At 67.8% G+C, this 26,174-nt stretch carries 33 protein-coding genes; 15 read left to right on the top strand and 18 right to left on the bottom strand.

The annotated features are described in order from the left end of the window. The first annotated feature begins 50 nt into the window (after positions 1–50). From tatCt to NDI65_RS15210, 4 genes are all read left to right on the top strand, one after another. The gene (tatCt, locus tag NDI65_RS15225; RefSeq protein WP_089777251.1) at positions 51–2,207 is read left to right on the top strand and encodes a Sec-independent protein translocase protein TatCt; all 2,157 of its coding nucleotides are present in this window, start codon (positions 51–53) and stop codon (positions 2,205–2,207) included. Positions 2,208–2,317: 110 nt separating this feature from the next. After that, positions 2,318–2,494, top strand: a complete 177-nt coding sequence (locus NDI65_RS15220) for a ribbon-helix-helix domain-containing protein (protein ID WP_007275542.1) — start codon at positions 2,318–2,320, stop codon at positions 2,492–2,494. Next, on the top strand, positions 2,487–3,203 hold the full coding sequence (locus tag NDI65_RS15215; protein ID WP_089777250.1) for a queuosine precursor transporter: 717 nt from the start codon (positions 2,487–2,489) through the stop codon (positions 3,201–3,203). Before NDI65_RS15220 ends, NDI65_RS15215 begins: the two co-directional genes overlap by 8 nt. 56 nt (positions 3,204–3,259) lie before the next feature. Next, positions 3,260–3,436: a hypothetical protein gene (locus NDI65_RS15210; RefSeq protein WP_167344097.1), complete on the top strand. Its 177-nt coding sequence runs from the start codon at positions 3,260–3,262 to the stop codon at positions 3,434–3,436. A gap of 72 nt (positions 3,437–3,508) precedes the next feature. Here NDI65_RS15210 and NDI65_RS15205 read toward each other — a convergent pair whose 3' ends face one another. The 3 genes from NDI65_RS15205 to NDI65_RS15195 all read right to left on the bottom strand — a co-directional run bounded on the left by NDI65_RS15205 (position 3,509) and on the right by NDI65_RS15195 (position 5,393). After that, complete coding sequence (locus tag NDI65_RS15205) at positions 3,509–3,910, bottom strand: hypothetical protein (RefSeq protein ID WP_089777249.1); 402 nt, start codon at positions 3,908–3,910, stop codon at positions 3,509–3,511. 128 nt (positions 3,911–4,038) lie between these two features. Further along, complete coding sequence (locus NDI65_RS15200; RefSeq protein WP_089777248.1) at positions 4,039–4,812, bottom strand: 23S rRNA (uridine(2552)-2'-O)-methyltransferase; 774 nt, start codon at positions 4,810–4,812, stop codon at positions 4,039–4,041. Between the two features lie 107 nt (positions 4,813–4,919). After that, positions 4,920–5,393, bottom strand: a complete 474-nt coding sequence (locus NDI65_RS15195; RefSeq protein WP_310893810.1) for a low molecular weight phosphatase family protein — start codon at positions 5,391–5,393, stop codon at positions 4,920–4,922. Between the two features lie 292 nt (positions 5,394–5,685). On the opposite strand from NDI65_RS15195, the gene NDI65_RS15190 reads away from it, so the two are divergent. Beyond that, positions 5,686–6,429 carry a DNA polymerase sliding clamp gene (locus NDI65_RS15190; RefSeq protein WP_310893809.1) on the top strand — a complete coding sequence of 248 codons (744 nt, stop codon included), beginning with the start codon at positions 5,686–5,688 and terminating at the stop codon, positions 6,427–6,429. Between the two features lie 133 nt (positions 6,430–6,562). On the opposite strand, the gene NDI65_RS15185 is transcribed toward NDI65_RS15190, so the two are convergent. Together NDI65_RS15185 and NDI65_RS15180 are read right to left on the bottom strand one after the other, a co-directional pair. Further along, positions 6,563–7,921 carry an MFS transporter gene (locus NDI65_RS15185; RefSeq protein ID WP_310893808.1) on the bottom strand — a complete coding sequence of 453 codons (1,359 nt, stop codon included), beginning with the start codon at positions 7,919–7,921 and terminating at the stop codon, positions 6,563–6,565. A 75-nt stretch (positions 7,922–7,996) separates the two neighbouring features. Continuing rightward, the gene (locus NDI65_RS15180; RefSeq protein WP_089777245.1) at positions 7,997–8,590 is read right to left on the bottom strand and encodes a hypothetical protein; all 594 of its coding nucleotides are present in this window, start codon (positions 8,588–8,590) and stop codon (positions 7,997–7,999) included. Between the two features lie 159 nt (positions 8,591–8,749). Between NDI65_RS15180 and NDI65_RS15175 the strand changes: the two genes are divergently transcribed. Continuing rightward, a complete protein-coding gene (locus tag NDI65_RS15175; protein WP_310893832.1) occupies positions 8,750–9,856 on the top strand; it encodes a DNA primase in 1,107 nt (368 codons plus the stop codon). A gap of 109 nt (positions 9,857–9,965) precedes the next feature. Here the strand turns inward: NDI65_RS15175 and NDI65_RS15170 are convergent, their stop codons facing one another. Continuing rightward, entirely contained in the window at positions 9,966–10,169 is a 204-nt protein-coding gene (locus NDI65_RS15170) for a hypothetical protein (RefSeq protein ID WP_004065604.1), read from the bottom strand. 219 nt (positions 10,170–10,388) lie between these two features. Here NDI65_RS15170 and NDI65_RS15165 point away from each other — a divergent pair, with 219 nt between their 5' ends. Continuing rightward, positions 10,389–11,036 (top strand): SWIM zinc finger family protein, encoded by a 648-nt coding sequence (locus NDI65_RS15165; RefSeq protein ID WP_089777314.1) that lies wholly within the window; start codon positions 10,389–10,391, stop codon positions 11,034–11,036. A 43-nt stretch (positions 11,037–11,079) separates the two neighbouring features. On the opposite strand, the gene hjc is transcribed toward NDI65_RS15165, so the two are convergent. Both hjc and NDI65_RS15155 read right to left on the bottom strand, forming a co-directional pair. Beyond that, positions 11,080–11,502, bottom strand: a complete 423-nt coding sequence (hjc, locus tag NDI65_RS15160) for a Holliday junction resolvase Hjc (protein WP_089777244.1) — start codon at positions 11,500–11,502, stop codon at positions 11,080–11,082. Positions 11,503–11,585: 83 nt separating this feature from the next. Further along, positions 11,586–12,374: a helix-turn-helix domain-containing protein gene (locus tag NDI65_RS15155; protein ID WP_089777243.1), complete on the bottom strand. Its 789-nt coding sequence runs from the start codon at positions 12,372–12,374 to the stop codon at positions 11,586–11,588. A gap of 121 nt (positions 12,375–12,495) precedes the next feature. Between NDI65_RS15155 and NDI65_RS15150 the strand changes: the two genes are divergently transcribed. After that, positions 12,496–12,828, top strand: a complete 333-nt coding sequence (locus NDI65_RS15150; RefSeq protein WP_089777313.1) for an SMR family transporter — start codon at positions 12,496–12,498, stop codon at positions 12,826–12,828. A gap of 60 nt (positions 12,829–12,888) precedes the next feature. Continuing rightward, complete coding sequence (locus NDI65_RS15145) at positions 12,889–13,572, top strand: hypothetical protein (protein WP_089777242.1); 684 nt, start codon at positions 12,889–12,891, stop codon at positions 13,570–13,572. Positions 13,573–13,606: 34 nt separating this feature from the next. Here NDI65_RS15145 and NDI65_RS15140 read toward each other — a convergent pair whose 3' ends face one another. Then, positions 13,607–14,893, bottom strand: coding sequence for an adenosylhomocysteinase (locus tag NDI65_RS15140; protein WP_089777241.1), 1,287 nt, complete (start codon positions 14,891–14,893; stop codon positions 13,607–13,609). A 97-nt stretch (positions 14,894–14,990) separates the two neighbouring features. Here NDI65_RS15140 and NDI65_RS15135 point away from each other — a divergent pair, with 97 nt between their 5' ends. Further along, entirely contained in the window at positions 14,991–15,302 is a 312-nt protein-coding gene (locus tag NDI65_RS15135; RefSeq protein WP_007275558.1) for a helix-turn-helix transcriptional regulator, read from the top strand. 67 nt (positions 15,303–15,369) lie between these two features. Here NDI65_RS15135 and NDI65_RS15130 read toward each other — a convergent pair whose 3' ends face one another. Continuing rightward, positions 15,370–16,662, bottom strand: coding sequence for an amidohydrolase (locus NDI65_RS15130; RefSeq protein WP_310893807.1), 1,293 nt, complete (start codon positions 16,660–16,662; stop codon positions 15,370–15,372). A gap of 163 nt (positions 16,663–16,825) precedes the next feature. Here NDI65_RS15130 and NDI65_RS15125 point away from each other — a divergent pair, with 163 nt between their 5' ends. Then, on the top strand, positions 16,826–17,170 hold the full coding sequence (locus NDI65_RS15125; protein ID WP_089777239.1) for a hypothetical protein: 345 nt from the start codon (positions 16,826–16,828) through the stop codon (positions 17,168–17,170). After that, positions 17,167–17,679, top strand: a complete 513-nt coding sequence (locus NDI65_RS15120) for a winged helix-turn-helix transcriptional regulator (protein ID WP_089777238.1) — start codon at positions 17,167–17,169, stop codon at positions 17,677–17,679. Before NDI65_RS15125 ends, NDI65_RS15120 begins: the two co-directional genes overlap by 4 nt. Positions 17,680–17,711: 32 nt before the next feature. On the opposite strand, the gene NDI65_RS15115 is transcribed toward NDI65_RS15120, so the two are convergent. After that, entirely contained in the window at positions 17,712–18,806 is a 1,095-nt protein-coding gene (locus NDI65_RS15115; RefSeq protein WP_089777237.1) for a peptidase, read from the bottom strand. 78 nt (positions 18,807–18,884) lie between these two features. On the opposite strand from NDI65_RS15115, the gene hisG reads away from it, so the two are divergent. After that, positions 18,885–19,730, top strand: a complete 846-nt coding sequence (gene hisG, locus NDI65_RS15110; protein WP_089777236.1) for an ATP phosphoribosyltransferase — start codon at positions 18,885–18,887, stop codon at positions 19,728–19,730. A 15-nt stretch (positions 19,731–19,745) separates the two neighbouring features. Here the strand turns inward: hisG and NDI65_RS15105 are convergent, their stop codons facing one another. From NDI65_RS15105 to NDI65_RS15090, 4 genes are all read right to left on the bottom strand, one after another. Further along, positions 19,746–20,714, bottom strand: coding sequence for a CPBP family intramembrane glutamic endopeptidase (locus tag NDI65_RS15105; protein ID WP_089777235.1), 969 nt, complete (start codon positions 20,712–20,714; stop codon positions 19,746–19,748). Between the two features lie 18 nt (positions 20,715–20,732). Then, on the bottom strand, positions 20,733–21,110 hold the full coding sequence (locus NDI65_RS15100; RefSeq protein WP_089777234.1) for a hypothetical protein: 378 nt from the start codon (positions 21,108–21,110) through the stop codon (positions 20,733–20,735). Positions 21,111–21,188: 78 nt separating this feature from the next. Then, positions 21,189–21,758, bottom strand: a complete 570-nt coding sequence (locus NDI65_RS15095) for a TATA-box-binding protein (protein ID WP_148413751.1) — start codon at positions 21,756–21,758, stop codon at positions 21,189–21,191. A gap of 58 nt (positions 21,759–21,816) precedes the next feature. Continuing rightward, entirely contained in the window at positions 21,817–22,128 is a 312-nt protein-coding gene (locus NDI65_RS15090) for a DUF5658 family protein (protein WP_089777233.1), read from the bottom strand. A gap of 133 nt (positions 22,129–22,261) precedes the next feature. On the opposite strand from NDI65_RS15090, the gene NDI65_RS15085 reads away from it, so the two are divergent. After that, positions 22,262–23,218, top strand: a complete 957-nt coding sequence (locus NDI65_RS15085) for a methyltransferase domain-containing protein (RefSeq protein WP_310893831.1) — start codon at positions 22,262–22,264, stop codon at positions 23,216–23,218. A 96-nt stretch (positions 23,219–23,314) separates the two neighbouring features. Further along, a complete protein-coding gene (locus tag NDI65_RS15080; protein ID WP_089777232.1) occupies positions 23,315–23,524 on the top strand; it encodes a hypothetical protein in 210 nt (69 codons plus the stop codon). A gap of 703 nt (positions 23,525–24,227) precedes the next feature. Here NDI65_RS15080 and NDI65_RS15075 read toward each other — a convergent pair. The 3 genes from NDI65_RS15075 to NDI65_RS15065 all read right to left on the bottom strand — a co-directional run bounded on the left by NDI65_RS15075 (position 24,228) and on the right by NDI65_RS15065 (position 26,170). Further along, a complete protein-coding gene (locus tag NDI65_RS15075; RefSeq protein ID WP_139043097.1) occupies positions 24,228–24,410 on the bottom strand; it encodes a hypothetical protein in 183 nt (60 codons plus the stop codon). Positions 24,411–24,538: 128 nt separating this feature from the next. Beyond that, positions 24,539–25,144 (bottom strand): protein sorting system archaetidylserine decarboxylase, encoded by a 606-nt coding sequence (locus NDI65_RS15070; protein WP_089777231.1) that lies wholly within the window; start codon positions 25,142–25,144, stop codon positions 24,539–24,541. Further along, complete coding sequence (locus NDI65_RS15065) at positions 25,145–26,170, bottom strand: AAA family ATPase (protein ID WP_089777230.1); 1,026 nt, start codon at positions 26,168–26,170, stop codon at positions 25,145–25,147. Between the last annotated feature and the right edge of the window lie 4 nt (positions 26,171–26,174).

Genomic DNA, 26,174 nt, shown 5'->3' with positions numbered 1-26,174 from the left:
CCCGCGGTGAAAAAGATTGATAACCGCCAGACTGCTTTCGCCACGTACGTATGTCCAGCGCCCTCGACGAGGACACCCAACAGACCATCGCGGCGGGCCGCGAGACCGCCGGTGCGATGCTCCGCGCGGCGCAAAAAGACCTCCAGAAGGTCTTCATCGTCTTCCTCGTCGGGTTCCTCGGCACGTTCTACGCGCTCCGACTCTACGTCTGGGGGTTCTTCCGGGGCGTGACCAAAGCGCAGATGGACGCCAGCGTCGCCGGCGACGTCAGCATCATCGCCCAGACCCCCTTCGACGTGATTCTCTTGCAGGCCAAAATCGGCCTCGTCGTGGGGGTGCTCTTCGCGGTCCCGCCGTTCATCTACGTCTCTCGGGACGCGCTGAAAGCCCGAGGCGCGTGGCCCAAATCGCCCGTCGCGCCGTGGAAACTCGCGCTCATCGGACTGACGATGGTCGTGCTGTTCGCCGCGGGCGTCGCCTACGGCTACTTCGTCTTCTTCCCGTTCACGTTCGCGTTCCTCGCCCAGAACGCGATTTCCGCCGGCTTCACCCCGAGCTACTCCATCGTGAAGTGGGCGCAGTTCATCTTCCTGCTCACGCTCTCGTTCGGCCTCGCGAGCCAGCTCCCGCTCGCGATGACCGGCCTCTCGTACGCCGAAATCGTCCCCTACGAACTGTTCCGCGACAAGTGGCGGCACGCCGTCGTCGGCATCTTCGCCTTCGGCGCGCTGTTCACGCCGCCGGACCCGTTCACCCAAATCATGTGGGCGGTGCCCGTCATCTCGCTGTACGCGTTCAGCCTCTATCTCGCCCGCGTGGTCGTCACGGCCAAGCGGGGGAGCGAGAAGATGGACGTCAAGGCGACGGCGGCCCACCACTGGAACCTCCTCGCGGGCGTCGGCGTCGTCGGCGGCCTCCTCGTCTACGCCTTCTACGAGTACGGCGGCGTCGAACTCGCGAACGCCGGCCTCGCCGCGGTCGGCAGCGACTACGTGTTCCTCGTCCCCGGGTCGCAACTCTCGCTAGGCGCGTTCGTCGCCGCCGGCGTCGTCGTCGGCCTCGTGTTCGGGCTCGCGTACCTCGTCTACCGCGACATCGAACGACTCGAACGGACCGAAGTCGGCGTCGGCGACCCATCGAAGCTCGACCTCTCGGCGCTCGACGTGGCTGGCGTCCGCGCCGCGCCGCCGGAGGTCTTCGCCGACCGCGACGAAGACGAGATTATGAGCCTCGCGTCGGCCGCCATCGACGACGGCGACAAGGCCAAAGCGCAGGCCCTCATCGACCGATTCGACGAGGCCGAAGCGGACCGCGAGGCCGAGGCGGCCGACGCCGAAGACGAGCCGGGCGCACTCGAAGACCGGACGACCCGCGCGGGCGGCGCGTTCTTCTCCGAACTGACCGAGGGCGAGACCGACGAGGACGACATCGGCGGCTACTACACCGACATCGCGTTCATCGTCGATTCGCTCACCTCGCGGGCGTTCTGGGTCGTCGGCTGGTTCATGCTCGTCCTCGCGGTGACGTTCGGCTGGCTCTACACCGGCGGTATCAGGGACGTCTACGACGACTTCCTCGGGCGACTGCCCGCGGCCGTGCGGCCCGAGGAAGTGCTCAACGTCGTCGCGCTCCACCCGATGGAGGCGCTCATCTTCGAGGTGAAGTTCTCGACGATTCTGGCCGTGCTGGCGACGCTCCCGCTCGTCGCGTACTTCGCGTGGCCCGCGCTCCGCGAGCGCAACATCATCCGCCAGCGCCGCCGGACCGTCTTCCTGTGGACCGGCGCGCTCGCCGGCGGCCTCCTCGGCGGCTTCGCCCTCGGCTACAGCTACGTCGCGCCGACGGTCATCACGTTCCTCGTCGAGGACGCGCTCGCGGCGAACATGATAATCTCCTACCGCATCACCAACTTCTTCTGGCTCATCTTCTTCACCACCGCGGGCATCGGCCTCCTCGCCGACGTGCCCATCCTGATGGTGCTTCTCAACACCGCCGGCGTCAGCTACCGGATGATGCGGAAGCGCTGGCGCGAGGTCACGGTGTTCATACTCGCCATCTCGGCGGTGTTCACCCCCGCGAGCATCACGACGATGTTCATGGTGACGCTCCCGCTGATGGCCGCCTACGGCGTCGGCCTCGGCGTCCTGTTCGTGCTGACCGTCGGCGGCCGGCGCGACCTCTCGCCCGCCCGCGGCGCGGCGGAGTGAGCGCGGGCCGACCGCGACCGACTCGTCAATTCGCCAACCCGAAGACGCGCCGAACACCGCCGTTACGGCCGTTGAAAAGGCGTTAAGTATTCTCACGAGAATCGCGGAGTATGGCCAAGATAAGCGTCGAGATACCCGACGAACTGCTCGCTGACCTAGACGAGCACGTCGGCGACGACGGGAAGTTCGTGAACCGGAGCGATGCGGTTCGGGCGTCCATCCGGAAGACGCTCGACATCCTCGACGAAATCGACGACCGACACAACCGCCTCGTCGAAGATGAGTGAGGGGCGCTCGGCCGTCGGACAGGTCGCCCTCGTCGGGCTGTTCGTCACCGCGCTGACGACGGCGCAGTTGACGGCGTCGAAACTGCTCTCGATTCCCCTGCCGTCGGCGGTGGGCGAACTCCCGTTCGTCGGCGCGGCCATCCTCATGCCGGGGGCGGCGCTGGCGTACGCGCTCACCTTCTTCGCGTCCGACTGCTACTCCGAACTGTACGGCCGCCGGGCGGCGCAAATCATGGTGAACGTCGGCTTCGCCATGAACTTCGTCCTCCTCGGCCTCGTCTGGAGCACCATCGCCGCGCCCGCCGCCAACCCCGAGTTCGCCGCGCAGTTCGCCACGGTGCTGTCGTCGGGGACGAACATCGTCGCCGGGAGCCTGCTCGCGTACCTCGTGAGTCAGAACTGGGACGTCATCGTCTTCCACGGCATCCGCGACCTGACCGACGGCTCGTTCCTCTGGCTCCGCAACATCGTCTCGACGGCGACGAGTCAGGCCATCGACACGGTCATCTTCGTCGGCGTCGGGTTCTACGCCGCGCCGACGGTCCTCGGCATCGGAGACGTGCTCCCGTGGAACGTCCTTATCGGCCTCGCCGTCGGCCAGTACCTCCTGAAACTCCTCATCGCAATCGTGGACACGCCGTTCGTCTACGGGACCGTCGCGCTCCTCCGCGACGACGAGTCCTCGACCGACGGCTGGGTCGCGGACTGAGACGCCGCTCGAACCGACGGACGGCTTATCTCTTTTGGTAACATACCACACGATGTATGGTCGACGAGCACCGCCACAGGCTCACCGAACGGGACGGGATGGAGATGGGAGTCCGCTGTCCGAACTGCGGGACCTACACGTCGTTCGGTGACATCCTCGCCACCGGGGCCTGTCGCGGCGGGTGGAAGGGGTGTCGTACGGGGCTTCGACTCGAACTCGTGGTCGTTGAGTGAAGCGGGGTGACGGGACGGCGGACCGTCAGAACGTCGAGACAGCGGGGCGACGGGTCGAACGGGGGACCTGACTCAGGCGGCCCCGTCGGCGTCCGGCGACTCGTTCAGGTAGAGGTACGCCGCCGCGACGCTGAACACGGCCTCGCCGCCCTTCGAGAGCATCGCCATCTCGCTGACTCGCCCGCTCATGACGACCCACGCCACGATTTGGGCGAGCGCGAACGCGATGGCGACGAGGTAGAACTCGCGCCGCCAGAACTTGCTCAGGTAGACGGCGATGCCCGCGAGGAAGCCGACGCCGGCGAGGACGAACAGTATCGCCTGCGTCTGGTTGAGCTGGAGCAACATGGGAGCCATCGACAGGTGAACGTACGTCGAGGCCAGCGCCCCGAGGATGGCGACGTACGGGACGATTCCCGACGGGAGGCCGGTGAACAACGGTTGGGACTCGGCGGTCGTCGTGTCTGCTGACATGGGTGACTCACGAACAGAGTCGTGTCAACCGATAATAATGGTTGCCCGAAGTTAGACACAAATTGCGCGGAGAACGGGTCGGCGGCGGGGTGGCGCGCGGGCGCGAGAGACGCGCGACGTCGGCGCGCTCAGTCGTCTATCGGTTCGGCGAAGGCGAACCGCGGCTTCACGTCGGTGACGCGGACCGTCGGGGTGTCGCCCGCCTCGGTACCGGAGACGAACAGCGTGAAGTCCTCGACCTTGGCGATGCCGTCGCCCTCGCTTCCCACGTCGACGATTTCCACGTCGAGTTCGTCGCCCTTCCGGACCGGGGCGGTGAGGAAGTGCTTGCCGACGAGGTACTGCTCGGAGGAGCTATCGCGGGAGGCGTCGGGGCGCATCGACCGGACGTACTGGAACTCCCGCTCCATGTCGGCGCGGAGGTCCGCGACGTCCGGGCCGTCGAACACCTTCACGGCGAAGTCGCCGCCGGTCGCCAACAGCTCCTGTGCGACCTCGAACGCCTGCCGGGCGAGGTAGACCGAGCGGGCGTGGTCCAGCGAGTACTCGCCGGTCATGTTCGGTGCCATGTCGGAGACGACGGCGTCGGCCCCGCGCTCGCCGATGACGGCCGTCAGTTCCTCCTTCGTCTCGTCTTCGGTCATGTCGCCGCGAATCGTCTGGACGTTGTCGCGGTCGATACCGCGGATTCGCTGGAGGTCGACGCCGACGACCTTGCCGTGGTCGCCGACCTTCTCGGAGGCGACCTGCAGCCAGCCGCCGGGGGCGGCACCGAGGTCGACGACGGTGTTGCCGGGGCCGAACAGGCCCGCGTCCCCGTCGAGTTGTTTCAGCTTGTAGGCCGAGCGGGCGCGGTAGCCCTCCTGTTTGGCCTTGTTGTAGTAGTGGTCCTTGCGCGCCATAGTCTTGCCACCAGTAGCGTATCAGGCCGTATACCGGCTTCGGCTTGCGCCGTGGAGCGTGCGGAACAGTCTCACATCCCGTGGCGTCGGCGTCGAGGCGGCCGGGTTCAGTCGTCGCCCGCGAGTTCGTCGAACAGCGCCGAGACGCGCTCCTCGATGTCGTCGCGAATCGCCCGGACCGCATCGAGGTCCTTCCCGTCAGGGTCGTCGAGGTTCCAGTCGCGGGCGTCGCCGCGCCACGTCATGGGACAGATGCCCTCGGCCGAACAGCCCATCGTGACGACGATATCCACGCCCAGAATCTCCTCTTGGTCGATTGCGCGGGGCGTCTCGTCGGCGAGGTCGAACCCCTCCTCGCCCATGACCGCGACGACCTCGTCGTGGACGTGGTCGGCGGGGTCGGTGCCGCCGGTGACGACCTCGATGCGGTCGCCGACGCCGCGCTCGTCGCGCTCCCGGCGGGCGAAGGCCGTCGCCATCTGGCTCCGGCCGGCGTTCTGGACGCAGACGAAGGCGACGCGGGTCGCGGTCGCGTCGGCGTCGGCGTCGGCGTCTACATCGACATCGGCGGCGTCGGTCATCGCTCGGCACCTCGTCGGCGGGCGGCTGGCTTCGTCTCGTCGTGCGCCATAACCGGGAGTTGCACAATCAGCTATTTGAGTGCTTTGGAGCCTGTGTCCGCTGAAATCAGGAGATTAGCTTAATATCCAATCTGTGACAACAACACGCATGGGGAGCCAAGGGGAACGGTGGGGAGCCGAGGGGACGGTGGTGTGCTCGCGGGAGCGCGCACGCGGGAGAGCGTGCGAACATCATATTGCGGTGAGTCCAAATCAGGAGTATTTTTAAGACCGCTGTCGTACGACGGCACATATGTTCAAGGCCATCGTGAGCGCCGCGACGCTCCGGGACGCGCTCGACTCCGTGAGCGTCCTCGTCGACGAGTGTAAGATTCGACTCAACGAGGAGAATCTCTCCATCCGCGCCGTCGACCCCGCGAACGTCGGCATGGTGGACCTCACGCTCGACGCGGCGGCGTTCGAATCCTACGAAGCCGACGGCGGCGTCATCGGCGTCAACCTCTCGCGCCTCGAAGAGGTCGCCGGTATGGCGGGCTCGGGCGACCTCATCCACCTCACGCTCGACGAGGAGACGCGCAAGCTCAACATCCGCATCGACGGGCTGTCGTACACGCTCGCGCTCATCGACCCCGACTCGATTCGCCAGGAACCCGACATCCCGGACCTCGACCTCGCCGCGAACATCGTCCTCGAAGGGACGCACCTCGACCGCGGTATCAAGGCGGCCGACATGGTCTCGGACCACATCCGCCTCCGCGTCGACGGCGCCGAAGAGACGTTCCACATCGAGGCCGAGGGCGACACCGACGACGTGGACCTGTCGCTCCCCCCGGCGGACCTCATCAGCATCGAAGCGGGCGCGGCCGACTCGCTGTTCTCGCTCGACTACTTGAAGGACATGAACAAGGCGATTCCGACCGACGCCGAGGTCACCGTCGAACTCGGCGAGGAGTTCCCGGTCAAGCTTCACTACCAGATCGCAGAGGGGATGGGAACCATCACGTACATGCTCGCCCCGCGCATCCAGAGCGACTGAGCGGACGTTTCGGCGGCCGCGGCGGCCGCGTCGTTTTCGGACCATCCGAGCCGTCCCACTCGTTTCTCTCGATTCGCACCCGCCAGCGACCGCGTCGGCGCGGGCGTGGGCGGCGGGCGGCGCGAACCGAATCTCAGGAGGGTTCAGTCCGCGGACCTCGCGCCACGGACACGAGGACGTAGACCACGGGCACGATGAGCACGGCCCCGACGACGAACGGCGACCAGTACGCGAAGACGTACAGCGCCGCCATCGACGGCGGACCGAGCGTCCGGCCGAGGCTCCCCGCGCCCTGCGTGACGCCGAAGGCGTTGCCCTGCTGGTCCGCCGACGCCGACGTGGACACGAGCGTCGAAAGCGAGACGTTCAACATCCCGTTGCCGAACGACAGGAGCGCCCCGACGAGGAGGAGCGCCACGAGTTCGCGGGTGAGCCACGGCGGGCCGCCGACCGCGGGGAGAAACGCCCCGATGTCGGGCGAAAACGGGAGCAACGCGAGCGAGGCCAGGAGGCCGACCGCGCCGACGACCGCCAGTTTCTCCTCCGAGTACCGCCGGGCGAGGCGGCCGACGACGACCCCCTGATTCAGCGTGCCGAGCAGGCCGATGTAGGTCAGAAACAGCGCCGTCTCGGTCTCGCCGTAGCCGTACACGTCGGCCGCGAAGGGGATGAACATGACCTGAATCCCCGAGAAGGCGACCGAGACGACGAAAAACGAGACGACGAGTCCCCGGAGGTCGTCGTCGGCGAGGGCGGCGCGGAACTGCGAGACGAGCGTCGTCGCGGGCGTGCCGGCGGGCGCGCGGGTCCGCTCGGGTTCGCGCAGGAAGACGAACGCGAAGCCGAGGCTCACGAGGCTCAGCGCCGCCGCGGTGAAACTCGGCAGCGAGAAGCGCGTCGCGGGCACGAACGGCGGGAACAGGTCGCGGGCGAGCGCGACCACCGGGTCGGAGGCCATCAGGCCGCCGATGGCCGGCCCGAAGATGAACCCGAGGCTGAACGACGCGCCGACGAGGCCGAGCGCGCCGGCCCGCCGCGCCGGCGGCGTGATGTCGGCGATGTACGCCTGCGCCGTGGCGATGTTGCCGCCCATCGCGCCCGCGAGCATCCGCGAGGCGAACAGCGTCGCCACCGCGAGCGCCGTCCCGAACAGCAGGTCGATTTCGCCGGCGACGCCGAAGACGGTCCACGCGAGGACGCTCCCGACGAGCGACAGCATGATGACCGGCCGGCGGCCCCGCCGGTCGGAGATGCGACCGAGGACGGGCGCGAAGAGGAACTGCATGAGCGAGTACGACGCCGCGAGGAGCCCGATGTACACGTCGCTGACGCCGAAGCTCCGGACGTAGAACGGCAGGATGGGGATGACGACGCCGAACCCGAGGAGGTCGATGAAGACGACGGCGACGACGACCGCGAGGGCGCGGCGCGTCCCCCGCGACTCCTCGGGGACCTCGGCGTCGGCAGAGACGGCGGACTCGGGTGCACTCACGACACCACAGACGTTCGAGAAGCGCCTAACGGTTGCGCCGATTGCGCCGAGTCGACGCGGGACTGAGGCCGGCGCTCAGGAGCGGTATCTGTCGATGACGCGCTTGGCCGAGACGGCTTTCTCCTTCCAGCCGTAGCCCGCGTCGTAGACGTGGCGCTTCTTCTCGACGAGTTCGGCGGGCGTCGCCTCCTCGAAGCCGCCGCGGTCCCACGCGCCGGTGTCGCGGAGCCAGTTGACGACGTTCTCGCGCGTCTCGGGCCACGACAGGCCGACCATCTCGTACCACGCGATCATGGCGAAGACGGCGTTGTCGTGACAGCCGGGGACGCTCCCGTACTGGTGGAGCGTCCGCATCGGCTCCCGGGTCGGCTCCGAGACCTCCTCTCGGAACTCCTCGGCGGTGAGGAGCCGAAGGACGCCCGAGTTCGCTTCCGACACCCGCTCGTCGCGCTTGAGTCGGCGGAGCGCGGCCTGCCGGAGCGGTCCCCACTCGCCCGGCGCTTCGCGGCGGAGCGTCTCCTCGTCGCACGGGCCGCCCGCGAGGACGGAGACGATGTCGACGTAGGCCCGCTCGACTTCGACCCACGGCGTCCCCTCGAAGCGACAGTCGGCGTCGTGGAGACTGGTCGTGGCGCGGCAGTCCGGACACGGGTAGTCGAAGTGCGGCACGTGAGAGCCTGAGGAAGTGGTCGGTAATAGGTTGTGTGATGCGCCGTCGCCGGCGTCCCGCCGCGAGAACCGACCGCGGTGGCGGCCGCGTGGCCCGCGCCCGCCACCGCCGAATCCGTCGCGTTTATCGGTGGGCACCCGGAACGTGGCGGTATGCGGATGCGCCCGCTCCACGCCCGATACCCGTTTTTCGCCGCGGCCAGAGAGGCGGTCGAATCGGCCGACGTCGCCATCGCGACGCTCGTCGCCGAGGACGCCCCGGCCGTCGAGCGCGGCGTCGAGCGCGTCGAGCGCGCCCTCATGGAGGGCACCGTCGAACCCGACCCCGACGAGGCCTACGCGTGGGACACCCAGACGGAACTGCTCTCGTACCCCATCTCGCGCATCGTCGTCTCGCTCGTCGAGACGCCCGCGGCGGTGGACAAGTACGCCCGCGCCGAGGCCGACACGGCCTACGAGCGAATGCTCGCCGACTTCGACGCCGGCGACGACGACGTCCACGGCGAGGCCCGCGCGAGCCTCGACGACTTCCTCCGCGAGTTCGACCTCGACGGCGCGGTGCGGGCCGAATCGACCCGGAACCGGAACAGCCGCCGCGCGCCCGACCACTACTGGGTCGACGTAGGGCCGTACCTCGCCTACTCCGACACCGACTGGGGCGCGGAGTGGCGGCTCGTCAACCGCTCGCTGGCCGACGGCGCGGTCCGCGTCACCCGCGAGGAACTCTCGGAACTGCTCCGCGAGGCGGTCCGCCGCCGGGTCGCCGAGGGGCTTCCCTTCACCGTCCGCGGCAGCGACGCGGGCGACCGACTCGCCGACGCGCTCAAGCCCCACGTCGAGCGCCTGCGAAACCTGCTTTCGGACCGCGGCGCGGTCAACGTCGTCTACGTCGACTCGGTCGACCCCGACCACTTCCCGCCCTGCGTCGAGGCGCTGTTGGCGCGGGCGCAGGACGGCGAGTCGCTCCCGAACGAGGCGGCGTTCGCGCTCGCGGCGTTCCTCGTCGGCGTCGGCCTCGAACCCGAGGCGGTCGGGGGCGTCGTCGGCGACGCGAACGCCGAGGAACTCGAAAAGCGGGCGACCGTCCTCGCGGACTCAAGCGGGTCGCAGTACGCGCCGCCGACCTGCGAGACGATGCAGGCGTACGACCTCTGTGTGAACCGCGACGACCGCTGTGACACAATCAAGCATCCGATGAAGTACTTCGAGACGGCGACGAACGACGCGGACGCGGACGCGGCCGCCGCGGACGAAGTCGCCGACTGACGGGGAGACGGGAGGCGTTTCTACGAGCCGTCAGCCGACTGACGAGCGCCGCCGCTGCGCGTCGAACGCCGTTTCGCGGCGACCGCATCGCCGAAACCGACCGACAGGATTAGGAAGAACGCGACAGCCAAACGCCGATACCAGCCATCACGAGGACGAACGCCGTGATGGCGCCGACGAGTGCGAGCCCGCCGGTGGAGACGAGTCCACTCTGGTTGTAGGTCGCACCGATGCCGACGATGAGGGCGATAAACACCCCGACCGCGACGATGGAGACGGCAATCTTCCGCCGCATCTCCGCTTCGATAGCCATGCGACGACGTATCCGCGGCCGTTCTAAAAGGTCTTCGATGGGCGGATGCCCGACGAGAGCCACTCACGCGCCCGATTTTCCACGCGAAACGAGGGTTTAGGTCGTTCGAGAACCTACTTGCAGGTGACGGAAACCGACCTCGAACAGCCGCTGGTAAGGTCGGACTCCCGCACCACCATGACGCACATCGCACACACACCCGCGTCGACTCGCCGCCCGGTGCGCCGCAAGACCACGCTCCCGTCCGACGGGTTGGCCGGGCGCGCCCGCCGCGCCCGCGTCGAACCGATGGCCGTCCGGCCGCTCCGCGACGGGCGCTACGTCGTCGAGACCGACGGCGGCACCTACGTCGTCGACGTGGAGGCACGCACCTGCACCTGCCCCGACAACGCCATCCGGCGCGCCCGCTGTAAGCACCTCCGGCGGGTCGCCATCGAAATCACCCGCGGCGAGGTCCCGCCGCCGGGCCGCCGGAGCGCCACCTGCGCCGTCTGCGGCGACGAGACGTTCGTCCCGATGGACGCGGCGGGGCCGCAGCTCTGTCCCGACCACGAACACCGCGCCGGCGACCTCGTCCACGACCGCGAGAGCGGGAGCCTCCTCGTCGTCACGCGGGCGCTCGGCACCCGCGCCGACGAGACGCCGACCGAGACGGGGAAACTCGTCTCGGCGTACGAGAGCAACCGCGACTACGGCGACCACGAACCGGCCTTCGAGGCCGTGTATCTGGACTCGCTGCCGGTGAACGCCGGCCTCGCCGACCTCGGCGAACTGCACGCCTACCGGTTCCCCGCCTCGCGACTCAGCCGCGTCGAACGCGGCTTCGTCGGCGCTCGAACGCTCGGCGAGCGACTCGCTCGGGCGTGAGGAGAGAAGAACGAAGTGAAAAACGAGACGCCGCGCCGCGGCCTCAGTCGCCGCCGAGTTTCGTCTGGGTCGGGCCGCCGGTGAAGGACTCGAAGTCTTCACCGTCCGCCAACGCCGTCTCCTTTTTCACGCGGTAGTTCCCGCCGTCGGTCACGTAGAGTTCGCTGGGATGAAAGAAGTACCAGTCCTCGCGGTCGAATCGGACGGCGATGCGGGCTTTCGCGCCGAAGTTCCGCGAGAAGTAGACGAGCGCTTCGACCTCCTCGCCGCTCAGGTAGATAGGGCGACCGCTGGAGGCCTTCGCCTCGATGGCGTAGAACACCTCGCCGTTGCCCGCGAGCACGTCTGGGAGTTCGCGCGTCGTCGCGCTCCCGGAGGCGGGCGCGCGCATGACCGCGAAGCCGGCCTCGTCGAGAGCGTTAACGAGTTCGCGCTCGCGTCGGTCTCCCTTTCTGTTCGAAGACATGGTCGGGAGTCGGCCGCGGGCGGTGATAAATGGGACGAACGGCGTCCGGGAGCGCGGTTAACCCGGCACGCCACGGCTCGGCGTCACTCGAAAAGCGGGACGGCGTCTCCCCACAGCCCCCCGAACTGGCGGTCGAACTCGGCGACGACGCCCGCGTCCGTCACCACGACGACGCCGAAGCGGTCGGCGGCTGACTGTGGATGCGGAATGTCCACCGACGCGACCGTCCCGTCGACGACGTCGAACGAGACAGGTAGGCTCGGCAGGCACCGGACTCGAACCGTCTGCGGCTTCGACGCCACGAGTTCCCGAAACTCGTCGGGGAGCGAGTCGAGCACGGGGTCGCTGAGGAGCAACGATACGTCGAGGTCGTCGCGAGCGCCCTCGAAGAACGCGTCGAACTCCGTGCGGAGCGTCTCCCACGAGGCCCGCTCGTACGGCGGACCGACCGCGGCCGAGACGGATTCCGTCGCCGACCGCACGTGTTCGTGCATCGCCGTCCGCATCTCGTCGCCGCCGAGGCGGCCGAGCCAGACGCTCCCGTCGGCCGGCGGCGTCGGCAGGAGGTTCGACCGGACCGCGTCGGCAACGTCGCGGTATCGCGTCCACTCCTCGCGCAGTTCCGCGGCGCGCTCGGCCAGCAGTCGCTCGACCGCCGCGGCCGGAGTGACGGCGACGTACCGCGTCGGCTGGGCCGACTGCGCGCGGACCAACCGGCGCGCCCGAAGCCCGTTGAGCACGTCGTAAACCCGACCGTTCGGGACGCCGCTCGCGTCCGAGATGGTCGCGGCCGTCGCGGCACCCGTGACGAGGAGCGTCCGGTACGCCTTCTCCTCGTAGTTCGACAGGCCGAGTTCCCCGAGTTCGGTCATAGGCGGGACTCCCTCGCCCACAAGTTAGTATTTTGATGTTTCTTGGGCGGCGGCGAGCAACGGACCGCAAGTGGCGGGGGATTGCAGAACGCTCATCCGGGTCGTGGCGGGACCGACGGGCATGAACCCGTACGTGTTACTCGCCGGCGCAATCGCGTCGGAGCTGGTCGGAACGACCGCGCTCAAACTGTCCGCGGGCTTTTCGAAGCCCGTGCCGAGCCTCGGCGTGGTGGCCGGCTACGGCCTCGCGTTCTACCTCGTCTCGCTGACGTTGGAAGAACTCCCCATCGGCGTGGTGTACGGGACGTGGGCCGCGCTGGGCATCGTCGGCGTCGCGGCCATCGGCGTCGTCGTGTTCGACGAACCGGTCGACCTGACGGGCGTCGTCGGCCTGCTTCTCATCCTCGCCGGAATCTACTGCGTCAACGTCCTCTCGGAGATGGCCGCGCACTGACGCCGGCGTCGAAGCGAACGCGCCACCAGAGCTATCTATCGGCTGACGGATACTGCCCGTATGAACCGGGAGAACCGCATCGCCGTCGTCCTCCTCGTCCTCGGGGTCGCCCTCCTCGCGAACCCGCTGTATCTCTATCCCGACGGCGTCTCCTACGAGAAGACGTACACCTACGAGGCGTCCGCGGTGGACTACCTGCCGCACACTTCGGACACGTTCTACCGGGTCAAATCGTGTGGGTGGAACCCCCTCCAGTCGGCGGAGTGCGTCCCCATCATCGACATGGCCCGCGGCGACCCGGTCGAAGTCGAGTTGGACCCGGACCGCGACGTCTACTCGGAGTTCTGGTCGTTCGACTACGTCCGGACCGACGGTCGATACTTCGAACCGAACGCGACGCTCGACGGGCGCACGCTCACGCTCTCGGTCGACCCGGTACCGACCGAGACGGTGAAGCGAAACCTCTCGGAGGACCTCGACGAGTCGCCGCGATACGTCCGCGAGGCCGTCCGAAACGGCACCAGCACCGTGACCGAAGAAGACGCGTACGAGGCGCGGTCGCACTACGTCGAGTCCGACGGCCGGTACTACGTCGTCGAGCCGGTCGAAAGCGAGCGCGCCCCGACCGGTTGGGGCTGGAAAGCGCCGTCCGACGCGGCCATCGACGCGATGCGACTCGCGGCGTGGATAGGCGGCGTCGCGTGCATCTGGCGAGCGGGTGAGTGGACCGAACGCGGTCGCTGACGGGTGTGAGAAACGAGAGAGTGTGTGAGACCGCTTACGTCCCGTGGGCCCAGCTACCCATGTACTTGCGCTGTTCGTCGGTCATCGAGTCGAACTCGATGCCCTCGGCTTCGAGCTTAATTTCGGCGACCTCGCGGTCCAGTTCGTCGGGCACGTCGTGGACGCCGGCGTCGTAGGCGTCGCCGTTCTCGACGAGTTCGCGGACGACGACGGCCTGCACGCCGAACGACTGGTCCATGACCTCGACCGGGTGGCCGAGCGCGATGGGCGACGCGAGGTTGACGAGGCGGCCCTCGGCGAGGACGTTCAGGCGGCGGCCGTCTTCGAGTTCGTAGGCGTCGACGCCGTCGCGGGCCTCGTACTCGTCGACCGCGAGGTCCGACAGCGCGTCGAGGTCGATTTCGATGTCGAAGTGCCCGGCGTTGGCGAGCAGGACGCCGTCTTTCATGTTCTCGAAGTCCTCGCGGGTGATGACGTCGCGGTTGCCGGTGGTCGTGATGAACACGTCGCCGACCTTCGCGGCCTCCTCCATCGGCATCACATCGTAGCCCTCCATGTGGGCTTCGAGCGCGCGGCGGGGGTCGACCTCGGTGACGATGACGTTCGCGTTCTGGCCGGACGCCTTCTTGGCGACGCCCTTGCCGCAGTAGCCGTAGCCGCCGACGACGACGTTCTTGCCGGCGTACGAGAGGTTCGTCGTCATGGCGATGGTCGCCAGAGACGACTCGCCCGTGCCGTGGACGTTGTCGAACAGGCGCTTCATCGGCGTGTCGTTGACGGCGAAGACGGGGTAGTTCAGTTCGCCGTCCTCGTCCATCGCGCGGAGGCGGTGGACGCCGGTCGTGGTCTCTTCGGCCCCGCCGACGATGGTGTCGATGAGTTCGGGGTACTCCTCGTGGATGGTAAAGACCATGTCCATGCCGTCGTCGACCGTGACGGTCGGCTCGTGGGCGATGACGGCGTCGATGGCCGCGTAGTAGCCCTCGTCGTCGACGCCGCGGACGGCGTAGGAGGTGATGTCGTCGTTGGCGTCGAGCGCCGCCGACACGTCGTCGTGGGTCGAAAGCGGGTTACAGCCGGTGATGGCGACTTCCGCGCCGCCGAGCGCCAGCAGTTCGACGAGGTTCGCCGTCTTCGCCTCGACGTGCATCGCCATGCCGACGACCTCGCCGGCGAGCGGCTGTTCCGACTCGAACTGCTCGCGGAGCTCCTGCAGGATGGGCATGTGCTGGAGCGCCCAGTCCATCTTGCGTCGTCCCTCGGTCCGGGCGGCCTCGACGTCGTCGAGGTGCTCGGAGACGGGAGCGTAGTGTTCGCTCATACCCGTGGGTTCGGAGAGGGGTCCGAAAACCCTACCGAAGGCGGTCGCGCCCCCGAATCTACAAGTGTCAACCGGGAGATTGTATCGCCGAGGGCCGATGCTCGTCATAGAAAACGGCAAGACGCTCGCCGAGCAGGAGTTGTTCGCCCTGATGAGCGCCCCCGCAGTCCCGGACCTCTTGCGCGTCGCCGACGAACCGCTGACGGTCAAGGAGCTGAGCTGTCGGGCCGACGTGCCGCTGTCGACGGCCTACAGAGAGGTCAAGCGGCTCCACGAGGCGGCGCTGTTCGAGAAGTCCATCATGGTCGACCACAGCGACGGGCGACACGTCGCGCAGTACCACCGGACGTTCGAGCGCATGGAGGTCAGCGTGACCGACGACGGACTGCGCATCGAACTGGCCGGGTAGCGAGGTCGGAAGGCGGTGTGGGCGGACCAGACGGGGGGTTCAGACGGCGGCAGGCCGGCGCGGCGATTCAGACGCGCTCGCGGAGCGACGCGATTGCCTCGCGGGCGCGGGCCATCGCGGCGTCCTCGTCGAGCGTCAGCACCTCGCGGTCCCGCATCAGCACCCGGCCGTCGCAGACCGTGTGGCGAACGTCGGAGCCGCGGGCGGCGTACGCGAGGTGGCTCACGAGGTCGTTGGCGGGCGCGAGATGCGGCGCGTCGAGGTCGACGACGGCGAGGTCGGCCGCGCCGCCGACTTCGAGCGCGCCGCCGGGGAGGTCGACGGCGGCGGCGGAGCCGGCGGTCGCCATCCGCACCACGTCCGGGGCGGCGACGGCGCTGGCGTCGTCCGCGGCGAGCTTGCCGAGCATCGCGGCGTCGCGCATCTCGTCGAACATGTCGAGGTCGTTGTTCGAGGCCGCGCCGTCGGTGCCGAGGCCGACCGTGACGCCCGCGTCGAGCAGTTTCTGGACGGGAGCCATGCCGGAGGCGAGTTTCATGTTCGACGCCGGGCAGTGGACGACGCCGGTGCCCGCGTCGGCGAGCAGGTCGATTTCCGCGTCGTCGACGTGGACGCCGTGGGCGAGGAAGTCGTCGCCGGTGAGCATCCCGAGTTCCTTCGCGTACGCGAGCGGGCGTTCGCCGCGCTCGTCGACGATGGGGTCGACCTCGTCGGTCGTCTCGTTGGCGTGGTAGTGGACCGGGATGCCCTCGTCGTGGGCGTCGGCGACGAACTCGCGGAGGTACTCCTCCGCGACCGTCGTCAGCGAGTGCGGCATCGCGGCGGTCCGAATCCGGCCGTCGGCCGCGCCGTCGAACTCGCGGGCCACGTCGAGGCTCTCGTCGATGTCGGCCCGCGCGTCCGCGTCGTCCTTGCCGAGCGTGACGACGCCGTGGCCGAGGCGGGCGCGGAGGCCGGCCTCCTCGACCGCGGCGGCGATTTCGGGGACGTGGAAGTACATGTCCGCGAACGCGGTGGTCCCCGACTTAATCATCTCCACGAGGCCGAGTTCCGCGCCGGCGCGCACGTCCTCGGGCGTGAGCGCGCCCTCGGCGGGCCAGATGTCCTCGCGGAGCCACGCGTCGAGCGGCTTGTCGTCGGCGTAGCCGCGCAGGAGCGTCATCGCCACGTGGCAGTGGGCGTTCACCAGACCGGGCGTGACGAGACAGCCCGCGGCGTCGAGCGTCTCGTCGGCGTCGGCGTCGAGGTCCGCGCCGATGTCGAGGATAGTCCCCTCGTCTCGGTCCACGAGGACGTCCGCGTCCTCGACCGTCGCGTCGGGGCGAAGCACCTGTCCGCCCGCGATTCGGAGCGTGTTCATGTCGCTCGTTCGGGTCGGCGGGGTGGTGAATCCACCGTCTCGCGGCCGCGGGGACCGAGCGGCCGTTTCGCCTCCGAGCGGGCCGAATACCGGCGGTAGTCCGATTCCCGAAAATCGAGAACGAGCACGCCCCCTTAGGGTCGGACCCCCAGTATCGGGGGACATGGAGCCCCCGTCGAACCTCGCGCTCGTTCCGGGGCACGTCCAAGGCAGTCCGTGGATGACCGCGGTCGTCGTCCTCGCGGGAGTCTCGTCGGTGACGCTGGCCGCGCTCGGCGTCGCCGTCTTCCTCCGGCGGCGGACGCGGTCGCACCTGCTCGTCGCGCTGGCGCTGTTGGCGTTCGCGTCGCGGGCGGCCGTCGCCGCGCTGACGCTCGGCGGCGTCCTCTCCGAGTTCGACCACCACGTCGTCGAACACTTCTTGGACCTCGTGATGGCCGGCCTCGTCCTCGCGGCCATCTACTACGCCCGGAGCATCGAGCGCGAGGCGGGGGTCAACGACCCATGAGTGAGACACGAACCCGCGTCGCCGACCACATCAAGCACAACCCGGGAGTCCACTTCAACGAGCTCGTTCGCGCGCTCGACCTCGCTCCCGGCCAGGTACAACACCACGTCCGCAGACTGCTCTCCGACGAGACGGTCCGCCGCTCCGAGTTCTACGGGCGGACGCACTACTTCCCCCCGGAGTTCGACGCGTGGGAGCGCGGCGCGCTCGCGCTCGTCCGCCGGGAGACCGCCCGCGACATCCTCGGCCACCTCCTCGAACACGGCGACGCCCGCCCCGACGACGTCGCCGACGACATCGGCGTCGCCCGGAGCACGCTGGAGTGGCACCTCGACCACCTCGTCGAACGCGACGTGGTCCGCAAGGACCGCGACCTGCACAACCGCGTGACGCTCGTCCTCACCCACCCCGAGCGGACGACCAGACTGTTGGACGACGTGTCGCCGTCGCTCCCCGAGCGGTTCGTCGACCGGTTCGACCGCCTGCTCGACCACCTCGTCGAAGGGTAGTCGCGGGTCCGCAAAGCGACGTTCCTACGGTTCTACGCCTCGCCCGCGCCGGAGCCGTCTCGGAGCCGTTCGATGCGCGACGCCAGCGACGGCTCGAACGAGAGACGCGACCCCGCGCGGCCGGTGTCGACCTCGTCCGCGGTCGCGTCGAGCGCGTCGGCGACGGCCGCGCGTCCGACCCGCTGTGCCGCCGCCTCGTCGGCCCGATAGATGAGCCGCTTGCTCGCGTACTCGCCGGTCACGAGAACGATCACGCCGATTCCGGCGGAGACCAAGAACGACAGCGCGAACCCGAGCGGCGACCACGCGAAGCCCCCGAAGACGAGTCCAGCCGCCGCGCCCACGGTGAACAGGCGAAGCTCGTAGACGTACCGAGCGACCCGCCCGGCGTCGACCGCGAGGTGCGCCGAAACCGTCTCGTCGTCGTAGCGGTCGAGCAGCGAGTCGGTGAGAAACAGCGTCTTCCGACCGAGCGGGCCGCGGACGAGGTGGTCCGAGCGGTGGCCGCCGCCGTCGAGGAGGCGAATCCGAGCGACCGAGAGACCGGCGCGGTCGCACAGGCGGTCGAGTCGCTCGCGCGTCGCGTCGTCTGGGACCGCCGTCGTCTGCGAGACGCTGACGAACGGTGTCGAAAACACGTATGCGGCGGCTACGAACGCGAGGAGGGTGAGCAGGCCGCTGGTCTCCAAGACCCGGAATTCGACTTGTAGCGCGGTCACCACGCAGAGGACGAGCGCCGCGATGAAGAGCTGATAGCGGAACATCTTCGCGGCGGCCGTTCCCGCACCTATATCGGCGTCTCGAACGCGCCTCGCCACGGGGAACGCGCCCAAGTACGAGACGGTCGCCACGACCGCGGCACCGGCAGCCACGAGCGCCCAGCCGAAAATCGCCCACGGCCAGTCGGTCGGGAGACCGACGGCCGCGAGGACCGCCCAGTCCGCGTTCGTCCACCAGACGAGGCCGACGAACAGGACGGCGGCGGAGAGCCAGTTGCTTCGCACGCGCCTTCTGAACCGCTGGACCGACGAATCGCGGCGCTCGTGGAGGCCGGCGCTGACGCGCGACCAACCGGCCCCGAGGAGGGAGACGCCGACGAGCGCGCCGGCGAACGTAAGGGGAGCCATGAAGTGACATTTGGAATACGTGTCAAAAACCGTTCCGGCTTGCGAAAGTCAATTACCTCCGGGACGTGACGGAGAGGTATGCGAATCGCCGTGCCCAACAAGGGCCGCCTGCACGAACCGACGATAGAACTCCTGGAGCGTGCGGGACTGCACCTCGACAACGGTGCCGAGCGCAAACTCTACGCCGGGACCGTCGACCCCGACGTGACCGTGCTGTTCGCCCGCGCCGCCGACATCCCCGAGTACGTCCGCGACGGGGCCGCCGAGGTCGGCATCACGGGCCTCGACCAAGTCCGCGAGTCGGGCCACGAACTCGAAGACCTGCTCGATTTGGAGTACGGCAAGTGTCGGCTCGTCCTCGCCGCGCCCGAGGACGGCGACATCGAGACCGTCGCCGACGTCTCGGGCAAGGTCGTCGCCACCGAGTTCCCGCACATCGCGCGAACTTACTTCGAGGAGGAGGGCATCGACGCCGAGGTCGTCGAGGTCACGGGCGCGACCGAACTGACGCCGCACGTCGAGATGGCCGACGCCATCATCGACATCACCTCGACCGGGACGACCCTGCGGGTGAACCGCCTCGCCGTCGTTGACGAGGTGCTGTCGTCGTCGGTTCGGCTGTTCGCCCGCCCCGACGTGGTCGACGACCCGAAGGTCCAGCAGTTGCTCATGGCGCTCGAATCCGTCCGCTCGGCGGAGGGCAAGCGCTACCTGATGATGAACGCGCCGCGCGAGAAACTCGACGACGTGAAGGAGGTCATCCCCGGCCTCGGCGGACCGACCGTGATGGACGTCGCCGGCGACTCGACCGTGGCCGTCCACGCCGTCGTGAACGAACGCGACGTGTTCGAGGTCGTCAGCGACCTGAAGAACGTCGGCGCGAGCGGCATCCTCGTGACCGAAATCGAGCGGTTGGTCGAGTAAGCGACGCGCCGATTTTCACTGTTTCCAGCGCAGGTCCGGCACCGTGACCGACGGGTCGAACCCGAGGTCGCCGCGGCGCGCTCGGACGTACGCCGCGATACAGACCGCCCCGAGCACTATCGCGCCGACGCCGAGCAGGCCGGCCTCGGGGCCGAACGCGCCGCCGGTAATCACGTCGGGGCCGCGTTCCGTCGTCTCGACGAGCGACGTGCCGAAGTCGAGGCCGCTGACCGCGAAGCCGAAGACGCCGCCCTGCACGAAGTTCCACGAGATGTGGATTCCCGTCGGGATGGCGAGGTCGCCGGTGAGCGCGTAGCCGAGGCCGAGCATGACGCCCGCGAGCGTGATGCTCGTCGTGCTGGCGAACCCCGCGTTCGGGTTGGTGTAGTGGGCGACGCCGAACACCGCCGACGAGACTGCGAGGCCGCCGGCGACTGCCACGTCCGGGTCGAACCGCCAGCGGAGCCCCTCTGCGACGTCGGTGAGAACGATTCCCCGGAGCAGGAGTTCCTCGGCGATGCCGACGACGACGAAGAACGCCAGAAGCGAGCCGACGCCGAGCAGTCGGTCGACGCCGAGCGGGGCGGGAGAGACCGAAATCCAGTCGGCCGCGACGCCGACGACGAAGACGGCGGTCATCAGACCGGTTCCGAGTGCGAGGCCGAACGCGAGGTCGACCGCCCACTCGCGGTCGAACCCGAGGCCGAGGTCCGCGATGGTTCGTCTGTCGACGTACCGCGCGACGACGAGCGCGGCGAGGCCGCTCGCCCCGACCGAGACGAGGGAGACGACGAGCGACACGAGTCGGCTGGACTCGGCGAGGCCGCCGAGCGCGGTCGAAAGCGAGAGTCCGACCACCAGTGAGACGACGACGAAGACGACGGGCGTCGCGAGCAGGCGGAACGGGGCGCGCGGCCGGCGTTCCGTGTCGTTCCAGAGGAGGCGACGGGGAGACACGGCGAGGGGTTCGACGGCCTCGGTCAAGAAAGTACGGCGGGAGCCTCAGATGGGCGCGGTCGTGAGGATTGCGGCGAGGCCGAACAGCACGCTGCCGAGGAGCACCGAGACGACGAAGTGGATGGTCACCACGTACGCCGACAGGCGGTTCGACCGGCCGTAGAGATACTTGACGAAGCCGAAATCGAGACCGATTGCGAGCGCGAGCGCGACGAAGGAGTTCCAGCCGAAGGAGGTGAAGACGACGGCGACGGCCGCCGGAACCGGCCCGACGGCGAACGCCTTCTTGAGTTCCACGTCGCCGAGGACGTTCCGCGCGGCGATGTGGGCGGTGAGAGAGAGGAACAGCGCGAACAGCGCGAACGTTCCGGCGACGGCCGTGACCGGCGCACCGGCGGCCGTCTGCAAGGTGAGCGCGTCCATACCGGCCCGTGGGACGCGACTGACTTAGGTTCGGTCGATTCGGTCCCGGTCGCGCGGCGCGGCCGGGCGACCGGCGCGTTAGAACGACCCGTTCAGGAGACCGAGTTCGGAGAGGCGCGAGATGATGACGTCGACCGCCGCCTCGGCGTCTTTCGGCTGTTTGCCGCCCGTGATGACGAGTTTGCCCGACCCGAAGAGGAGGGCGACGACGCTCGGTTCGTCGAGGCGATAGACGAGACCGGGGAACTGCTCCGGCTCGTACTCGATGTTTTCGAGCCCGAGACCGATGGCGATGGCGTTGAGGTTCAGGTTCTCGCCGAGGTCCGCGCTCGTGACGATGTTCTGAACGGTGATTTCGGGGTCGTCGTCGACGGGAATCTGAAGCTCGCGGAGCTTGTCGAAGACGATTTCGAGGCTCTCGTGGACGTCGTCAGTCGACTTCGCGCCGGTGCAGACGATTTTCCCGGACCGAAAGATGAGCGCCGCGGACTTCGGGTCCTGCGTGCGATAGACGAGTCCCGGAAACTGCTCGGGGTCGTAGTCGGCACCCTCGAGGTCCATCGCCACGCTCTGGAGGTCGAGCTCTTGGCCGATTCCCGTGGAGGCGACGACGTTTTCGATGTTGATTGTGTCCTTGGGGTCGGTCATACAACGATTTAAGTCACGTATTTAAGGGTTAAAAAGATTGGTGCGAGGGAATGACAGTTTACGTGCGGCGGCGAATAATCCGGACGTTTCGGACGGTGACGACCGCGCCGAGAACTGTCAGTGAGAATGGAACTGCGAGGCGAGCGACCGACGGTCTGAGCGCCCAGTAGGCGGCGAGGAACAGCGCGATTGAGACGAGTTTCAACGCCGCGAACGAGCCCGGACCGGGGTCGCCGCCGGAGATGCGTCGCACGATGGGGTTCCCTTCCTGCACGCCGGCCATCCTGACTCCGAGGACGGTCGTGACGTAGTCGCCGAGCCCGTAGGCCAGCGCCGCCGCGCCCCAGATGATGGCGTCGAGAGAGGCCATACGGGTGGATTCGGAGCGGTCGGTATAAGTCTCGCCGTCGTCGGGATGTCGCGGTCAGCGGCACGGCCGGTCGGTGGCCGGCGACGACCGATACCCTCATTTCCGCGGCCCGTCAGGTCCGAGCGTGTACGGACTGGAACTCGCCGGCGAGGAGGACGCCTTCGCCGCCCGCGAGGCCGAGGCGGCCGCGACGGGCGTGACGGTCGTCGCCCCCGGCCTCGCCACCGCCCGCGGCGTCGACCCAGAGCACGCGCGGCGACTCGCCTACACCCGTCGCGTCGTCGAACTGGTCGGGCGCTGCGACCCCGACGTCGACGCCGCCCGCGCCGTCGTCGCGGCCGCGAACGTCGACCGCGAGGGGACCGTCGCCGTCCGCGCCCGCGACGTCCGAGGGCTCACCGATATCAGCACGACCGACGCCGAGCGCGAACTCGGGTCGGCGCTCGTCGACCGCGGCTTCGGCGTCGACCTCGACGACCCCGACCACGAGCTTCGGGTCTACTTCTCCGAGGACGCCTGTCTCGTCGGCTGGACCGCCGTCGAGGCCGTCCGCGACTTCGCCGACCGGAAGCCGACCGACCGCCCGTTCTTCCAACCGGGGAGCATGGCCCCAGTGGACGCCCGCGCGTTCGTCAACATGGCCGGCGCGGAGCCCGGTGCCCGGATTTTGGACCCGATGTGTGGCACCGGCGGCGTCCTCCTCGAAGCCGGCCTCGTCGGTGCCGACGTGGTCGGCGTCGACGCCCAAGCGAAGATGGTCGGCGGCGCGCGGGAGAACCTGCGTCACTACGTTGGCTCCGGCGACGTGGTCCGCGGCGACGCCACCTCGCTCCCCTTCAACGACGACTCGATGGACGGCGCGGTGTTCGACGCCCCCTACGGCCGGCAGTCGAAAATCGCGCGACACTCGCTTTCGGACCTCGTCGGCGGCGCGCTGGCGGAGGTCCGCCGAGTCGCCCCCGAGTGCGTGATGGTCGCCGACCGGTCGTGGGCCGAGGAGGCCGAAGACGCCGGCTGGGAGGTCGAACGCGTGTTCGAGCGCCGCGTCCACCGGTCGCTGGTGCGGTACGTGCATCTGCTCCATCGGTAGTCGGAATCGGCGGCGACGTCGATAGGTTCGGCCGAGTCGGTGATTGTCCGGTCAATCGCTCGACAGGACTATCAGCCAGCGCGTCGAAGCGAATGCATGTTCCGGACAGTTCGAAAAGCGGTCTCCGAGGCGTACGACCCCGACCCGCGAGCGATGGTCATCGTCGCGATGGGGTCGTCGTTTCTGCTGTTTTCGCTCCTGTCGTATTCGGCCGGGTCGAGTCCGTACTACCTGTTCGCGCTCGTGGTGGCAGTCCTCTCGCTCGTCTGCTCGCTGGCGATGCTCGCGGTCGAGGCGCTCCGGTAGTCGTGGTGGACGAGGCCGCGACAGCTCTTCCTTCTGAAGCGTGAGGTCGCCGTCCGAGCCGACGCGCAACATCACGTACTCGTAGTCCTGAATCTGTCTATAGAATTTTGGTGTGATTTATTTCTAAGTCCAATTTTGGGACATAAAACCGATAAGGAGGCCGATGACTAATGCACCAAACCCGAGAGCGATAGTGCAACACCACGACGAATGTCGTAAAGTATTGCTTCAAGAGCACCAGCGAGTATCGCAAGGGGACCCAGAATAATTGGGAAGAAAAGGCTCTGTTGAAATCCTCAGTTATTGATAGTTTCTTGAGGTCGTGCTGAATAGAGCGCGCAAGTCGGTCACTCGACCTTGCTGGTCTTGATGTTAGGTATGGGGATTTTTATTATAACTCCCACAAGGGCTATCACCCAATAGAAGTCATATTGCTAACACATGAAATTCATCTACATCGCTATCGCCGGAGCGGTTCTTGCACTAATATCGCTCCCACTCGGCCTCATGCTAATCATTGTGGGATTGTCGTTGCATTTCTTTCAAAAGTACAACTCTCGCCGCCTTGATGAAGCGGGTGAACGCTAGAAAACCACGAGGATAACTATGCACACCTACCTAACGGCTGTTTCGTCACTGGTCGCGTGAAACGAACATCAGAGTCTTGCTGAACTCACCCTCTATATTCAGCACGCGACATCTGTCAGGCCCTGAGGATTTCAACAGAGCCGAAGAAAAGAAAACCGAGCCCACCAACAATGGTACCGCCAACTACCAATACACGTTCAATTGTTGTCGCAAACGATTCTTCTAGCTCCTCATCTCTCTGGACATCATCTTCAGATTCTTTTTCCGACTTACTGGGTACAAGCGTATCGAGAGTCATTGTCAAATAGAATGTGAATGTTTGCTATGATATTAAGTGCCAAATTCCAGTATGTCACTTACTCACCCTATTTAATATCTTCCCAGTATTAATTGGAAACAACCACACGCTACTATTGCATATTCAGTTTAATTCCGCCGCGCCAACACCGTCTCGCCCGCCCGCACCGACTCGCCCTTCTCGACGACCACGTCGTCGGAGCCGTACTCCGGCGGCAACAGCACGTCCGCCCGGGAGCCGAAGTCGATGTGGCCGAGTTTCTGCCCGCGGACGAGTTCGTCGCCGGGGGCGACGTACGAGTGAATCCGGCGGGCGAACGCGCCAGCGATGAGCGACACTTCGTGGTCGCCCGCGTCGGTGTCGAGTTCGATATCGACGCGCTCGTTGCGGTCCGAGTCCTTCGAGAACGCCGGTTTGTGCGCGCCGGGGCGGTGGGTGACGGTTCGGACCGAACCGGAGACGGGCGCGCGGTTGACGTGCACGTCGGTGACGTTCATGAACACGCCCACGCGGACGCGGCCGTCCTCGACGCGAATCACTGAGACGCGCCCGTCGGCGGGGGCGACGACGCCCGGTTCGTCCGGTGGCGAGCGCTCGGGGTCGCGGAAGAACCAGAGGACGAACGCGCCCACAGCGAGGAGCGCGGCCCCGAGGGGCGGGAAGACGACCGCCGCGACCGCCGCGCCGACGAAGGCGGGGAGCGCGAACCGTCGGTAGCCGGGTGCGAACCGCATCTATGCCTCGCCGCGGACGTCCGCGCCCCAACTCGTGAGGAGGTGGGTGATGTGCAGGCGGTCGTCGATGCCCGTCGAGATGTCGAGGTCGACCTGCCCGGCGAGTTCGTGCAGGCGGGCGAGTTCGCCGTCGGCGAACCGTTCGGGGGTCGAGTCGGCGACGCGGAGGACGTCGCGGAGGAGCTCCTGTCCCTCGTAGCCCTCGTCGTCGAGAAGCGTCGTGAGCGTCTTGCGGGCGTCCTTGATATCGCCCTCGCGGGCGTTGATGAGGAGCGTCTTCAGCTCGTCGTCGAAGCCCACGTCGCCGAGGGCGGCGTGGACCGTGGACATGGTGACCTCGTCGGCCTCGGTGGCCGTCCGCTGGGCCGAGAGCACGGCCTTCCGGACGTTCCCGTTGGAGGCGTCGGCGAGGAACTGGAGGCCGCCGTCGTCGTAGTCGACGCCCTCCGCGTCGAGGATGGCCGCGAGGAGGGATTCGAGCGCCGCGTCGTCGGGTGCGGGCATGGGGACGGGGAAACACCGCGAGCGAATCGGCGGGATGAGCTTCGAGGGCTGGCGCGTGGTGATGACGAACTGCGTGGTCCGGTGGTGCTGTTCCATCACGCGGCGGAGCGCCTGCTGGAAGTCCTCGCGGATGGACTCGGCGTTGTCGAGGACGATGGTCTTGTACTCGCCGGACATCGGGGCGTAGCTGGCGGACTCCTTCAGCACGCGGTTTATCATGTCGCGTTTCGCCATGCGACTGCGGCCGTCGAGGAACTGCTCGAACCGCGGGTCGGCGCGAATCTGCTTTTTCGTCCGGTTGAAGAAGTCCGCGACGTTGAGTTCGATGAGGTCGTTTTCGGGGTCCGAATGCGCCTCACGGGCCAGCGCGCGGACGGCGGCGGTCTTGCCGACGCCCGGCGGGCCCTGCACGACGAGGTTCATCGGTTCGTCCACGGCGCGTCGGAGGCGGTCGCGGACCTCCGGCTGTGGGAGGTCGTCGAGCCCCGGCGCGTGCGTCTCGGTCCACAGCGGCGCGTCCATTGGA

It is taken from the genome of Haloferax sp. S2CR25 (genome assembly GCF_031624535.1).
Classification (GTDB): domain Archaea; phylum Halobacteriota; class Halobacteria; order Halobacteriales; family Haloferacaceae; genus Haloferax; species Haloferax massiliensis.
The sequence above is the reverse complement of the archived record's forward strand: the minus strand, read 5'-3'. Positions and strand labels throughout refer to the sequence as shown.

Excerpts from the sequence above, each read along its gene's own strand:
- NDI65_RS15075 (WP_139043097.1), bottom strand. The coding sequence starts at position 24,410 with ATGACTCTCGATACGCTTGTACCCAGTAAGTCGGAAAAAGAATCTGAA.
- NDI65_RS15150 (WP_089777313.1), top strand. The coding sequence starts at position 12,496 with ATGAACCCGTACGTGTTACTCGCCGGCGCAATCGCGTCGGAGCTGGTC.
- NDI65_RS15170 (WP_004065604.1), bottom strand. The coding sequence starts at position 10,169 with ATGGCTATCGAAGCGGAGATGCGGCGGAAGATTGCCGTCTCCATCGTC.
- NDI65_RS15100 (WP_089777234.1), bottom strand. The coding sequence starts at position 21,110 with ATGGACGCGCTCACCTTGCAGACGGCCGCCGGTGCGCCGGTCACGGCC.
- NDI65_RS15195 (WP_310893810.1), bottom strand. The coding sequence starts at position 5,393 with ATGACCGACGCCGCCGATGTCGATGTAGACGCCGACGCCGACGCCGAC.
- NDI65_RS15065 (WP_089777230.1), bottom strand. The coding sequence starts at position 26,170 with ATGGACGCGCCGCTGTGGACCGAGACGCACGCGCCGGGGCTCGACGAC.
- tatCt (WP_089777251.1), top strand. The coding sequence starts at position 51 with ATGTCCAGCGCCCTCGACGAGGACACCCAACAGACCATCGCGGCGGGC.
- NDI65_RS15095 (WP_148413751.1), bottom strand. The coding sequence starts at position 21,758 with ATGACCGACCCCAAGGACACAATCAACATCGAAAACGTCGTCGCCTCC.
- NDI65_RS15190 (WP_310893809.1), top strand. The coding sequence starts at position 5,686 with ATGTTCAAGGCCATCGTGAGCGCCGCGACGCTCCGGGACGCGCTCGAC.
- NDI65_RS15125 (WP_089777239.1), top strand. The coding sequence starts at position 16,826 with ATGGAGCCCCCGTCGAACCTCGCGCTCGTTCCGGGGCACGTCCAAGGC.
- NDI65_RS15145 (WP_089777242.1), top strand. The coding sequence starts at position 12,889 with ATGAACCGGGAGAACCGCATCGCCGTCGTCCTCCTCGTCCTCGGGGTC.
- NDI65_RS15200 (WP_089777248.1), bottom strand. The coding sequence starts at position 4,812 with ATGGCGCGCAAGGACCACTACTACAACAAGGCCAAACAGGAGGGCTAC.
- NDI65_RS15070 (WP_089777231.1), bottom strand. The coding sequence starts at position 25,144 with ATGCGGTTCGCACCCGGCTACCGACGGTTCGCGCTCCCCGCCTTCGTC.
- NDI65_RS15115 (WP_089777237.1), bottom strand. The coding sequence starts at position 18,806 with ATGGCTCCCCTTACGTTCGCCGGCGCGCTCGTCGGCGTCTCCCTCCTC.
- NDI65_RS15090 (WP_089777233.1), bottom strand. The coding sequence starts at position 22,128 with ATGGCCTCTCTCGACGCCATCATCTGGGGCGCGGCGGCGCTGGCCTAC.
- NDI65_RS15140 (WP_089777241.1), bottom strand. The coding sequence starts at position 14,893 with ATGAGCGAACACTACGCTCCCGTCTCCGAGCACCTCGACGACGTCGAG.
- NDI65_RS15205 (WP_089777249.1), bottom strand. The coding sequence starts at position 3,910 with ATGTCAGCAGACACGACGACCGCCGAGTCCCAACCGTTGTTCACCGGC.
- NDI65_RS15175 (WP_310893832.1), top strand. The coding sequence starts at position 8,750 with ATGCGCCCGCTCCACGCCCGATACCCGTTTTTCGCCGCGGCCAGAGAG.
- hisG (WP_089777236.1), top strand. The coding sequence starts at position 18,885 with ATGCGAATCGCCGTGCCCAACAAGGGCCGCCTGCACGAACCGACGATA.
- NDI65_RS15120 (WP_089777238.1), top strand. The coding sequence starts at position 17,167 with ATGAGTGAGACACGAACCCGCGTCGCCGACCACATCAAGCACAACCCG.
- NDI65_RS15215 (WP_089777250.1), top strand. The coding sequence starts at position 2,487 with ATGAGTGAGGGGCGCTCGGCCGTCGGACAGGTCGCCCTCGTCGGGCTG.
- hjc (WP_089777244.1), bottom strand. The coding sequence starts at position 11,502 with ATGTCTTCGAACAGAAAGGGAGACCGACGCGAGCGCGAACTCGTTAAC.
- NDI65_RS15135 (WP_007275558.1), top strand. The coding sequence starts at position 14,991 with ATGCTCGTCATAGAAAACGGCAAGACGCTCGCCGAGCAGGAGTTGTTC.
- NDI65_RS15220 (WP_007275542.1), top strand. The coding sequence starts at position 2,318 with ATGGCCAAGATAAGCGTCGAGATACCCGACGAACTGCTCGCTGACCTA.
- NDI65_RS15130 (WP_310893807.1), bottom strand. The coding sequence starts at position 16,662 with ATGAACACGCTCCGAATCGCGGGCGGACAGGTGCTTCGCCCCGACGCG.
- NDI65_RS15080 (WP_089777232.1), top strand. The coding sequence starts at position 23,315 with ATGTTCCGGACAGTTCGAAAAGCGGTCTCCGAGGCGTACGACCCCGAC.
- NDI65_RS15210 (WP_167344097.1), top strand. The coding sequence starts at position 3,260 with ATGGTCGACGAGCACCGCCACAGGCTCACCGAACGGGACGGGATGGAG.
- NDI65_RS15155 (WP_089777243.1), bottom strand. The coding sequence starts at position 12,374 with ATGACCGAACTCGGGGAACTCGGCCTGTCGAACTACGAGGAGAAGGCG.